Source organism: Kineococcus aridisoli (assembly GCF_050871885.1).
Classification (GTDB): Bacteria; Actinomycetota; Actinomycetes; order Actinomycetales; family Kineococcaceae; genus Kineococcus.
Genome location: NZ_JBJLSF010000053.1, coordinates 18,770 through 31,330, shown reverse-complemented (window position 1 = coordinate 31,330; position 12,561 = coordinate 18,770). Strand labels below are relative to the sequence as shown.

6 protein-coding genes are annotated in these 12,561 nt (G+C 68.8%); all 6 read right to left on the bottom strand.

Features of this window, described 5'->3' with window-relative positions:
- Positions 1–73: 73 nt before the first annotated feature.
- Positions 74–1,267, bottom strand: coding sequence for an elongation factor Tu (gene tuf / locus ACRYM2_RS14845; RefSeq protein ID WP_432523172.1), 1,194 nt, complete (start codon positions 1,265–1,267; stop codon positions 74–76).
- 133 nt (positions 1,268–1,400) lie between these two features.
- Positions 1,401–3,503 (bottom strand): elongation factor G, encoded by a 2,103-nt coding sequence (gene fusA, locus ACRYM2_RS14840; protein ID WP_432523171.1) that lies wholly within the window; start codon positions 3,501–3,503, stop codon positions 1,401–1,403.
- Positions 3,504–3,559: 56 nt separating this feature from the next.
- Positions 3,560–4,030: a 30S ribosomal protein S7 gene (gene rpsG / locus ACRYM2_RS14835; RefSeq protein WP_166613988.1), complete on the bottom strand. Its 471-nt coding sequence runs from the start codon at positions 4,028–4,030 to the stop codon at positions 3,560–3,562.
- Positions 4,030–4,404 carry a 30S ribosomal protein S12 gene (gene rpsL / locus ACRYM2_RS14830; RefSeq protein ID WP_012084987.1) on the bottom strand — a complete coding sequence of 125 codons (375 nt, stop codon included), beginning with the start codon at positions 4,402–4,404 and terminating at the stop codon, positions 4,030–4,032. Before rpsL ends, rpsG begins: the two co-directional genes overlap by 1 nt.
- A gap of 326 nt (positions 4,405–4,730) precedes the next feature.
- Complete coding sequence (locus ACRYM2_RS14825; RefSeq protein WP_432523170.1) at positions 4,731–8,612, bottom strand: DNA-directed RNA polymerase subunit beta'; 3,882 nt, start codon at positions 8,610–8,612, stop codon at positions 4,731–4,733.
- Positions 8,613–8,731: 119 nt separating this feature from the next.
- Positions 8,732–12,241, bottom strand: a complete 3,510-nt coding sequence (gene rpoB, locus ACRYM2_RS14820) for a DNA-directed RNA polymerase subunit beta (RefSeq protein WP_432523169.1) — start codon at positions 12,239–12,241, stop codon at positions 8,732–8,734.
- Between the last annotated feature and the right edge of the window lie 320 nt (positions 12,242–12,561).

The following is a 12,561-nucleotide window of genomic DNA, read 5'->3' as shown; positions in this document are numbered from 1 at the left end:
GCGGGTCCGGGTGGACCCGCCCCTGCGCCGGGCGAGCATCCCGCCGCGGGGTCTCCCCCGCGGCGGGCTCAGCTCACTTGATGATCTTCGTGACCCGACCGGCGCCGACGGTGCGGCCACCCTCGCGGATCGCGAACTTCAGGCCCTCTTCCATCGCGATGGGCTGGATGAGGTCGACCTTCATCTCGGTGTTGTCACCGGGCATGACCATCTCGGTGCCCTCGGGCAGCGAGACGACGCCGGTGACGTCGGTCGTCCGGAAGTAGAACTGCGGACGGTAGTTGTTGTAGAAGGGCGTGTGACGGCCACCCTCGTCCTTGGACAGGATGTAGGCCTGGCCCTCGAACTCGGTGTGCGGCGTGATGCTGCCGGGCTTGACCACGACCTGGCCGCGCTCGACGTCGTCACGCTTAAGACCGCGCAGCAGCAGGGCGGCGTTGTCGCCGGCCTGGCCGGTGTCCAGCATCTTGTTGAACATCTCGATGCTGGTGACGGTGGTCTTCTGCGAGGTCGGCTTGATGCCGACGATCTCGACTTCCTGGTTGACGTTCAGGACGCCGCGCTCGATGCGGCCGGTCACGACGGTGCCGCGGCCGGTGATCGTGAAGACGTCCTCGATCGGCATGAGGAAGGGCTGGTCGACCGCGCGCTCGGGCTCGGGGATCGCGGTGTCGACCGCGTCCATGAGCTCCATGAGGCGGTCGCCCCACTCGGCGTCGCCCTCGAGGGCCTTCAGCGCGGAGACGCGCACGACGGGGACGTCGTCGCCCGGGAACTCGTAGGAGGAGAGGAGCTCGCGCACCTCCATCTCGACGAGCTCGAGGAGCTCCTCGTCCTCGACCATGTCGGCCTTGTTGAGCGCCACGACGATGTAGGGGACGCCGACCTGGCGGGCCAGGATGACGTGCTCCTTCGTCTGCGGCATCGGGCCGTCGGTCGCGGCGACCACGAGGATGGCGCCGTCCATCTGCGCCGCACCCGTGATCATGTTCTTGATGTAGTCCGCGTGACCCGGGCAGTCGACGTGCGCGTAGTGGCGCGCCTCGGTCTGGTACTCGACGTGCGCGATCGAGATCGTGATGCCGCGCTGACGCTCTTCAGGGGCCTTGTCGATCTGGTCGAACGCCGAGGCCTTGTTCAGCTCCGGGAACTTGTCGTGCAGCACCCGGGTGATCGCCGCCGTCAGCGTCGTCTTCCCGTGGTCGATGTGACCGATGGTGCCGATGTTGACGTGCGGCTTAGTCCGCTCGAACTTCGCCTTCGCCACTGGGGGTCCTCCTCGGACTGTCGCTGCTACCCCGACCCGTGGATCGGGCGGGTGGGTGAGAGGCCGGCCGACCGTGCGGCGACCGGTGTGGTGCCGGCGGGGGGTGTGGACCCCCCGCCGGCCTCCGGGGCGATTACTCCCCGCGGACCTTCTTGACGATCTCCTCCGCCACGTTCCGGGGAACCTCGGCGTAGTTGGAGAACTGCATCGAGTAGACCGCGCGGCCCTGCGTCTTGGAGCGCAGGTCGCCGACGTAGCCGAACATCTCCGACAGCGGGACGCTCGCCTTGACGAGCTTGGCGCCGCTGACGTCCTCCATGGACTCGATCTGCCCACGGCGGGAGTTCAGGTCACCGATGACGTCGCCCATGTAGTCGGCGGGCGTGCGCACCTCGACGGCCATGACCGGCTCCAGCAGGACGGGCTGCGCCTTGCGGACCGACTCGCGCAGGACCATCTTGCCGGCGATCTTGAAGGCCATCTCGGAGGAGTCGACGTCGTGCGCCGCACCGTCCACGAGGGTGGCCTTGACGCCCACCAGCGGGTAGCCGGCGACGACACCCTCCTGCATGGCCTCCTGGATGCCCTGGTCCACCGAGGGGATGTACTCGCGCGGGACGCGACCACCCGTGACGGCGTTGACGAACTCGTAGAACTCCCCGTCGGAGGTGTCCAGCGGCTCGATCGTGACCTGGACCTTGGCGTACTGGCCGGACCCACCCGTCTGCTTCTTGTGGGTGTAGTCCTCCTTGACCACCGCGCGGCGGATGGTCTCGCGGTAGGCCACCTGCGGCTTGCCGACGTTCGCCTCGACCTTGAACTCGCGCTTCATGCGGTCGACGAGGATGTCGAGGTGGAGCTCGCCCATCCCCTTGATGATCGTCTGGCCGGTCTCCTGGTCCAGCTCGACCTGGAAGGTCGGGTCCTCCTCGGCCAGGCGCTGGATCGCGGTGCCCAGCTTCTCCTGGTCGCCCTTCGTCTTCGGCTCGATGGCCACCGAGATGACGGGCTCGGGGAAGGTCATGGACTCCAGCACGACCTGCTGCGCCGGGTCGGAGAGCGTGTCGCCGGTCGTCGTCTCCTTGAGGCCGATCATCGCGTAGATGTGGCCCGCACGCGCCTCGTCGACCGGGTTCTCCTTGTTGGAGTGCATCTGGAAGAGCTTCCCGATGCGCTCCTTCTTGCCCTTGGTCGAGTTGACGACCTGCGAGCCCGCGGCGATGCGGCCGGAGTAGACGCGGACGTAGGTCAGCTTGCCGAAGAACGGGTGCGCGGCGACCTTGAACGCCAGGCCCGAGAAGGGCTCCTCGGCGTCGGGCCGGCGGAGGATCTCCACCGACTCGTCGCCGACCTTGTGCCCGACCATCGGCTTGACGTCCAGCGGCGAGGGCAGGTAGTCGATCACCGCGTCGAGCATGGGCTGCACGCCCTTGTTCTTGAACGCGGAGCCGCAGAAGATCGGGTAGACCTCGGAGGCGACCGTCAGCTTGCGGACCGCACCCTTGATCTCGTCCTCGGTGAGGTCCTCGCCGCCGAGGTACTTCTCCAGGAGGGCCTCGTCGGTCTCGGCGACGCGCTCCACCAGCTTCTGGCGGTACTCCTCGGCCTGCTCCTGGAGCTCGGCCGGGATGTCCTCGATCTCGTAGTCGGCGCCCATCTGGACCTCGCCGCGCCAGGTCAGCGCCTTCATGCGGACCAGGTCGACGACACCGGAGAAGGTGTTCTCGGCCCCGATCGGCAGCTGCATGACCAGCGGCTCGGCGCCCAGGCGGTCGATGATCGTCTTGACGGTGAAGAAGAAGTCGGCGCCCAGCTTGTCCATCTTGTTGACGAAGCAGATGCGCGGGACGTCGTACTTGTCCGCCTGCCGCCAGACCGTCTCGGACTGGGGCTCGACGCCCTCCTTGCCGTCGAAGACGGCGACCGCACCGTCGAGGACGCGCAGGGACCGCTCGACCTCGACCGTGAAGTCGACGTGGCCGGGCGTGTCGATGATGTTGATCTGGTTGCCGTCCCAGAAGCAGGTGGTGGCGGCGGAGGTGATGGTGATCCCCCGCTCCTGCTCCTGTTCCATCCAGTCCATCGTGGCCGCGCCGTCGTGGACCTCGCCGATCTTGTAGTTGATCCCCGTGTAGAAGAGGATCCGCTCGGTCGTCGTGGTCTTGCCGGCGTCGATGTGGGCCATGATGCCGATGTTGCGGACCTTGGTCAGGTCCGTCAGCACGTCCTGTGCCACGGTTTACTGCCTCTTCCCTGGGATCGAGGGGGTGAGTCGGCGAGGTACCGCTGGGGTCACCAGCGGTAGTGCGCGAAGGCCCGGTTCGACTCGGCCATCTTGTGGGTGTCCTCGCGGCGCTTCACCGCGGCACCGAGGCCGTTCGAGGCGTCGAGGATCTCGTTGAGCAGGCGCTCGGTCATCGTCTTCTCGCGGCGCTGGCGGGCGTAGCCGACGAGCCAGCGCAGGGCCAGCGTCGTCGAGCGGCTCGGGCGCACCTCGATGGGGACCTGGTAGGTCGACCCGCCGACGCGGCGGGACTTGACCTCGATCGCCGGCTTGACGTTGTCGAGCGCGCGCTTGAGCACGACGACGGGGTCGCCGCCGGTCTTGGTCCGCGCGCCCTCCAGGGCGCCGTAGACGATCGACTCGGCGACGGACTTCTTGCCGTCGAGGAGGATCTTGTTGACGAGCTGCGTCACCAGCGGGGACTGGTAGACGGGGTCCACCACGAGGGGACGCTTGGGGGCGGGGCCCTTGCGCGGCATCAGCTCTTCTCCTTCTTCGCGCCGTAGCGGCTGCGCGCCTGCTTGCGGTTCTTCACGCCCTGCGTGTCGAGCGAACCGCGGACGATCTTGTAGCGGACACCCGGGAGGTCCTTCACGCGGCCGCCGCGGACCAGGACCATCGAGTGCTCCTGGAGGTTGTGGCCCACGCCCGGGATGTAGGCGGTGACCTCGATGCCACTGGTCAGCTTCACGCGAGCGACCTTGCGCAGGGCCGAGTTCGGCTTCTTCGGGGTGGTCGTGTACACGCGAGTGCAGACGCCGCGGCGCTGCGGGCTGCCCTTGAGGGCGGGCGTCTTGGTCTTGACGACCTTGTCCTCCCGGCCCTTGCGGACCAGCTGCTGGATGGTGGGCACCCTGTCTCCGTCTGTGTCGATCTGGTGTGTCGGCTGTTCCTCGGGACGCGCTGCCCGTCGTGGGCCAGCGCTCGACCCCCGCCGACCCACGAGGTCGGGCGTGTCGTTCGGTCGAGGTCCCGCAGGGGTGACGTCCTGTCACCTGGCCGCGGGCGCGCTCGTGTCAAGCGGACACGAGACTACCCGCCGCGTTCGGGGCTGGTCAAAACGGACGAGTCGTCCCCGACCGCGCCCCGGGCTGGGCCGCAGGCCGCCCCGCTCCCCCGCCGCAGCGGGGGGCGGAGCGGCCTGCGGTGGTGCGCACCGCCCGCGAGGGCGGTGCCGGCTCAGCGGTAGTCGCTGTTGCCGTAGTCGAACTCCTCCAGCGGGACGGCCTGGCCGGAGCCCACGCCGAACTGGGCGTAGTCGACGTCGTCGTAGCCCGGCACCGAGTACATCTGCGCCTTGGCCTCCTCGGTCGGCTCGACCCGGATGTTGCGGTAGCGGGGCAGCCCCGTACCGGCCGGGATGAGCTTGCCGATGATGACGTTCTCCTTCAGGCCGAGCAGCGGGTCGCTCTTGCCCTCCATGGCGGCGTTCGTCAGCACGCGCGTCGTCTCCTGGAAGGAGGCCGCGGACAGCCACGAGTCCGTCGCGAGCGACGCCTTCGTGATGCCCATCAGCTCCGGGCGACCCGAGGCCGGCTGCCCGCCCTCGGCCATCACCCGGCGGTTCTCCTCCTCGAAGCGCGCACGCTCGACGAGCTCGCCCGGCAGCAGCTCGGCGCCGTTCTGCTCGATGATCGTCACCCGCTTGAGCATCTGGCGGACGATGACCTCGATGTGCTTGTCGTGGATCGACACGCCCTGGGAGCGGTAGACCTCCTGCACCTCGTCGACCAGGTGCATCTGCACCCGGCGCGGGCCGAGGATGCGCAGCACCTGCTTGGGGTCGACCGCACCCTGGACGAGCTTCTGCCCGACCTCGACGTGCGTGCCGTCCTCGACGAGCAGCCGCTGGCGGCGGGTGACCGGGTACTCGACCTCCTCCGCCCCGTCGTCCGGGGTGACGACGATCTTGCGGCCCTTGTCGGTCTCCTCGATGCGCACCCGGCCGGCGACCTCCGAGATGGGGGCGTTGCCCTTGGGGGTGCGGGCCTCGAAGAGCTCGACCACGCGCGGCAGGCCGTGCGTGATGTCACCGGCCTCCGAGGCGGCACCACCGGTGTGGAAGGTGCGCATCGTCAGCTGGGTGCCGGGCTCGCCGATGGACTGCGCCGCGACGATGCCGACGGCCTCGCCGATGTCGACGAGCTTGCCGCTGGCCAGCGAGCGCCCGTAGCAGTGCGCGCAGGTCCCGACGCGGGACTCGCACGTGAGCACGGAGCGGACCTTGACGCTCTCCACGCCCAGGCCGACGAGCCGGTCGATGACGACGTCACCGAGGTCGGCGCCGGCGGCCAGGGCCACCTCGCCGTCCACCACGACGTCGGTGGCCAGCGTGCGTGCGTAGACGCTGGTCTCGACGTCGTCGTGCCGGCGCAGCGAGCCGTCGGCGTTGCGCTCCGCGATCGGCATCTCCAGACCGCGGGAGGTGCCGCAGTCCTCCTCGCGCACGATGACGTCCTGGGAGACGTCGACGAGGCGACGGGTGAGGTAGCCGGAGTCGGCGGTGCGCAGCGCGGTGTCCGCCAGACCCTTGCGGGCACCGTGGGTGGTGATGAAGAACTCACCCACGGTCAGGCCCTCGCGGAAGGAGGCCTTGACCGGACGCGGGATGATCTCGCCCTTCGGGTTGGCCATGAGGCCGCGCATCCCGGCGAGCTGACGCATCTGCATCCAGTTGCCTCGCGCACCCGAGCTCACCATGCGGTGGATCGTGTTGTGCGTGGGCATGGCCTGCTCCAGGTCGCGGGCCACGTCGTTCGTGGCCTGCGTCCAGATCTCGATGAGCTCCTGACGGCGCTCGTCGTCGGTGATCAGACCGCGCTCGTACTGCTGCTGGACCTTCTCGGCCTTGGCCTCGTAGGTCTCGAGGATCGCCTGCTTGTTCGGCGGGGCGACGACGTCGGCGATGGAGACGGTGGTGCCCGAGCGGGTGGCCCAGTGGAAGCCGGCCTCCTTCAGGGCGTCCAGCGTCGCCGCCACCTGGACCTTCGGGTAGCGCTCGGCGAGGTCGTTGACGATCGCGGACAGCTTCTTCTTGTCCACGACGACGTTGACGTACTCGTAGTCGACCGGCAGCGCCTCGTTGAAGAGGGCGCGGCCCAGCGTGGTCTCCACGTCGAGGTCCTGACCCGGCTCCCAGCCCTCGGGCAGGGTCATGTCCGACGTCGGGACGACGCCCGACAGGCGGATGCGGACCTTGGCGTTGAGGTTCATCTGCTTGGCGTCGAAGGCCATGATCGCCTCGGCGAGCGAGGAGAACTGCCGGCCCTCGCCGTCCACGTCGTCCCGGTCCGCCGTCAGGTGGTACAGGCCGATGATCATGTCCTGGGTGGGCATGGTCACCGGACGGCCGTCCGCCGGCTTGAGGATGTTGTTGGACGACAGCATGAGGATGCGGGCCTCGGCCTGCGCCTCCGCGCTCAGCGGCACGTGCACGGCCATCTGGTCGCCGTCGAAGTCCGCGTTGAAGGCGGTGCAGACGAGCGGGTGGATCTGGATGGCCTTGCCCTCGACCAGCTGGGGCTCGAAGGCCTGGATGCCGAGGCGGTGCAGCGTGGGCGCGCGGTTGAGCAGCACCGGGTGCTCGGTGATGACCTCGGACAGGACGTCCCAGACCACCGGGCGGGCGCGCTCGACCATGCGCTTGGCCGACTTGATGTTCTGCGCGTGGCTGAGGTCCACGAGCCGCTTCATGACGAAGGGCTTGAAGAGCTCCAGCGCCATCTGCTTGGGCAGGCCGCACTGGTGCAGCTTCAGCTGCGGGCCGACGACGATGACCGAGCGGCCCGAGTAGTCGACGCGCTTGCCGAGCAGGTTCTGGCGGAACCGGCCCTGCTTGCCCTTGAGCATGTCGGACAGCGACTTCAGCGGGCGGTTGCCCGGCCCGGTCACCGGCCGGCCGCGGCGGCCGTTGTCGAACAGCGCGTCGACGGCCTCCTGCAGCATGCGCTTCTCGTTGTTGACGATGATCTCGGGCGCGCCGAGGTCCAGCAGCCGCTTGAGGCGGTTGTTGCGGTTGATGACGCGGCGGTACAGGTCGTTGAGGTCGGAGGTCGCGAAGCGGCCGCCGTCCAGCTGCACCATCGGACGCAGGTCCGGCGGGATGACCGGCACGCAGTCCAGGACCATGCCCTCGGGCGAGTTGCGCGTGGTCAGGAACGCCGAGACGACCTTCAGGCGCTTGAGGGCGCGGGTCTTGCGCTGGCCCTTGCCGGTGGCGATGGTCTCGCGCAGCGACTCGGCCTCGGCCTCCAGGTCGAAGCTCTGCAGGCGCTTCTGCAGCGCCGCCGCACCCATGCCGCCCTCGAAGTACATGCCGAAGCGCTCGCGCATGGCGCGGTAGAGCACCTCGTCACCCTCCAGGTCCTGGACCTTGAGGGTGCGGAAGCGGTCCCAGATCGTCGTCAGGCGGTCGATCTCGGTGTCGGCGCGACGGCGGATCTGCGCCATCTCGCGCTCGGCGGACTCGCGCACCTTGCGGCGCACGTCCGACTTGGCGCCCTCGGCCTCCAGCTCGGCCAGGTCGGCCTCGAGGGCCTTGGCGCGGGTGTCGACGTCGGAGTCGCGACGGTTCTCCACCTCGCGCTTCTCGACCTCGATCTGGGCCTCGAGCGAGGAGAAGTCGCGCTGGCGGCCCTCCTCGTCGACCCACGTGATCATGTACGCGGCGAAGTAGATGACCTTCTCGAGGTCCTTCGGCGCGAGGTCGAGCAGGTAGCCCAGCCGGCTCGGGACGCCCTTGAAGTACCAGATGTGCGTGACGGGGGCGGCCAGCTCGATGTGGCCCATCCGCTCACGACGCACCTTGGCGCGGGTGACCTCGACGCCGCAGCGCTCGCAGATGATGCCCTTGAAGCGGACGCGCTTGTACTTGCCGCAGTAGCACTCCCAGTCCCGGGTGGGACCGAAGATCTTCTCGCAGAAGAGCCCGTCCTTCTCCGGCTTCAGGGTGCGGTAGTTGATGGTCTCAGGCTTCTTGACCTCACCGTGCGACCACGTGCGGATGTCGTCCGCAGTGGCCAGCCCGATGCGCAGCTCGTCGAAGAAGTTGACGTCGAGCAACGTGATCTTCTTTCTGTCGTGTGTTCCGAGGTCTGACGTGATCCGTGGGCCCCGTCAGGGGGACCCGTTGGCCGACCGGGGGCGGGACGCGGGGGCACTCCCCCGCGTCCCGCCGTCCGTCAGACCTCTTCGACGCTGCTCGGCTCGCGCCGAGCCAGGTCGATGCCCAGCTCCTCGGCCGCCCGGAAGACGTCCTCGTCGCTGTCGCGCATCTCGATGGCCATGCCGTCCGAGGAGAGCACCTCGACGTTCAGGCAGAGCGACTGCATCTCCTTGATGAGCACCTTGAAGCTCTCGGGGATCCCGGGCTCCGGGATGTTCTCGCCCTTGACGATGGCCTCGTAGACCTTCACGCGGCCCAGCACGTCGTCCGACTTGATCGTCAGCAGCTCCTGCAGGGCGTAGGCGGCGCCGTAGGCCTCCAGGGCCCAGACCTCCATCTCGCCGAAGCGCTGACCGCCGAACTGCGCCTTGCCGCCCAGCGGCTGCTGCGTGATCATCGAGTACGGGCCGGTCGAGCGCGCGTGGATCTTGTCGTCGACCAGGTGGTGCAGCTTCAGGATGTACATGTAGCCGACCGCGACCGGGTCCGGGAACGGCTCGCCGGAGCGGCCGTCGAACAGCCGCGCCTTGCCGTCGCCGCCGACGAGGCGGTCGCCGTCGCGGGTGGGCGTGGTCGAGCTGAGCAGACCGGTGATCTCGTGCTCGCGGGCACCGTCGAAGACGGGCGTGGCGATGCGCGAGCCGCCCGGCGCCGAGCGGATCTCCTCGGGGATCAGCTCCGCCCAGTCCGGCTGGCCCTCGATCTGCCAGCCCTGGCTGGCGATCCAGCCCAGGTGCAGCTCCAGGACCTGGCCCACGTTCATCCGGCTCGGCACGCCGAGCGGGTTGAGGATGACGTCGACCGGGGTGCCGTCCTCGAGGAACGGCATGTCCTCGACGGGCAGGATCTTGGAGATGACGCCCTTGTTGCCGTGGCGGCCGGCCAGCTTGTCGCCGTCGGTGATCTTGCGCTTGTTCGCCACGTAGACGCGGACCAGCTGGTTGACGCCCGGGGGCAGCTCGTCGCCCTCGTCGCGGTCGAAGACCTTGACGCCGATGACGGTGCCGGTCTCGCCGTGGGGCACCTTCAGGGAGGTGTCGCGGACCTCGCGGGCCTTCTCGCCGAAGATCGCGCGCAGCAGGCGCTCCTCCGGGGTCAGCTCGGTCTCGCCCTTGGGCGTGACCTTGCCGACGAGCAGGTCGCCGTCGCGGACCTCGGCACCGATGCGGATGATCCCGCGCTCGTCGAGGTCGGCCAGCACCTCCTCGGCCACGTTCGGGATGTCCCGGGTGATCTCCTCGGGCCCGAGCTTGGTGTCGCGGGCGTCGACCTCGTGCTCCTCGATGTGGATCGAGGAGAGGACGTCGTCCTGCACGAGGCGCTGCGACAGGATGATCGCGTCCTCGTAGTTGTGGCCCTCCCACGGCATGAACGCGACCATGAGGTTGCGCCCCAGCGCCATCTCGCCACCGTCGGTCGACGGGCCGTCGGCCAGCACGGTGCCGACCTCGACGCGGTCGCCCTCGTTGACGACGACGGTCTGGTTGTAGGCCGTGCCGTGGTTGGAGCGGCGGAACTTGGCGACCTTGTAGGTCGTCGAGGTGCCGTCGTCGTTGGAGGTGGTGATGAGGTCCGCGGAGACCTCGGTGGCCACGCCGGCCTTGGTGGCGACGATGACGTCACCGGCGTCGACGGCGGCGCGGAACTCCATGCCGGTGCCGACCAGCGGCGCCTCGGTCTTGACCAGCGGCACCGCCTGGCGCTGCATGTTGGCGCCCATGAGCGCGCGGTTGGCGTCGTCGTGCTCGAGGAACGGGATCATCGCGGTGGCGACGGAGACCATCTGCCGGGCGGCGACGTCCATGTAGTCGACGTCGTCGCGCGGGACGAACTCCGTCTCGCCGCCCTTGGCGCGCACGAGGACGCGGTTCTCGGCGAAGGTGCCGTCCGCGTTCAGCGGGGCGTTCGCCTGGGCGATGACGAAGGCGTCCTCCTCGTCGGCGGTCAGGTAGTCGACGTCGTCGGTCACCCGGCCCTCGACGACCTTGCGGTAGGGCGTCTCGATGAAGCCGAACGGGTTGATGCGCCCGTAGCTCGACAGGGAGCCGATGAGGCCGATGTTCGGGCCTTCCGGCGTCTCGATCGGGCACATGCGGCCGTAGTGCGAGGGGTGGACGTCGCGGACCTCCATGCCGGCGCGCTCGCGGGACAGACCGCCCGGGCCCAGCGCCGACAGGCGGCGCTTGTGGGTCAGACCCGCGAGCGGGTTGGTCTGGTCCATGAACTGCGACAGCTGGCTCGTCCCGAAGAACTCCTTGATGGAGGCCACGACGGGACGGATGTTGATGAGCGTCTGCGGCGTGATGGCCTCGACGTCCTGGGTCGTCATGCGCTCGCGCACGACGCGCTCCATCCGGGACAGGCCCGTGCGGACCTGGTTCTGGATGAGCTCGCCGACGCTGCGCAGGCGGCGGTTGCCGAAGTGGTCGATGTCGTCGACCTCGACGCGCACGTCGATCGGCTGGCCGTTCCTGACGCCCGGCATCGCGGTCTCGCCGGCGTGCAGCTTCACCAGGAACTTGATGGTGCGCACGATGTCGTCGACGGAGAGCACGCTGGCGTCCAGCGGCTCCTCCATGCCCAGCTTCTTGTTCACCTTGTAGCGGCCGACCTTGGCGAGGTCGTAGCGCTTGGGGTTGAAGTACAGGTTGTCGAGCAGGTTGCGCGCGGCCTCCTGCGTCGGCGGCTCGCCCGGGCGCAGCTTGCGGTAGATGTCCAGCAGCGCGTCCTCGACGCCGGAGGTGTGGTCCTTCTCCAGCGTGGCGATCATCGACTCGTAGTCGGCGAACTCCTCGCGGATCTGCGACTCGCTCCAGCCGAGGGCCTTCAGCAGCACCGTGACCGACTGCTTGCGCTTGCGGTCGATGCGCACGCCGACCATGTCGCGCTTGTCGATCTCGAACTCGAGCCAGGCGCCGCGGGAGGGGATGATCTTCGCGGTCCAGGTGTCGCGGTCGGAGGTCTTGTCCGGCACGCGCTCGAAGTAGATGCCCGGCGAGCGGACCAGCTGCGAGACGACGACGCGCTCGGTGCCGTTGATCACGAAGGTGCCGCGGTCGGTCATGAGCGGGAAGTCGCCCATGAAGACCGTCTGGCTCTTGATCTCACCGGTGTTGCCGTTGATGAACTCCGCCGTGACGAACAGCGGGGCGGCGTAGGTGAGGTCGCGCTCCTTGCACTCGTCGAGGGAGTACTTCGGCGGCTCGAAGCGGTGGTCGCGGAACGACAGGGACATCGACCCCGAGAAGTCCTCGATCGGGGAGATCTCCTCGAAGATCTCCTCCAGGCCGGAGGTCGTCGGGACGGCGAGCCCGCCGTTGGTGGAGGCCTCCACGCGGTCCTGCCAGCGCTTGTTGCCGAGCAGCCAGTCGAAGCTGTCGGTCTGCAGCGCCAGGAGGTCGGGGACCTCGAGCGGTTCGTGGATCTTGCCGAAGGAGTACCGTCCGGAGACGGTGCGCGGCGACTGGTTGCCGACGTGGGTCGTGCTCGTGCTGTTCGGTGCGGACGCTGGACGCGAGGCAGCCAAGAGGGGTCCTTCCACGGGCCTGCGAACGTGACACGCGCTGACCTGCCCCACTCGGTCGTTCCACGGTCGACGACCGGCCATATGACTCCGGGCAGCGCAAAACGACAGGCTACCCTACGCGGGCACGGCTGTCCAGCCCCCTCTTCGGGTGGCGACACGCCGACACCTCGTGACCGGAGTCGGCTCGACGTCGCTGTCGCGGCGCGGCCCGGTGGTGAGGACGACCGTGGTCGAGGATGTCCCGACGAGGCGCCCGCGTCAAGGCAGGACGCCCCCGGGTGTGGACGGCGTGTCGCCCCGGGCGGCGCGGCGCGGCCCGC

Coding starts and splice junctions, on each gene's coding strand:
- rpsG (WP_166613988.1), bottom strand. CDS start 4,030: ATGCCGCGCAAGGGCCCCGCCCCCAAGCGTCCCCTCGTGGTGGACCCC.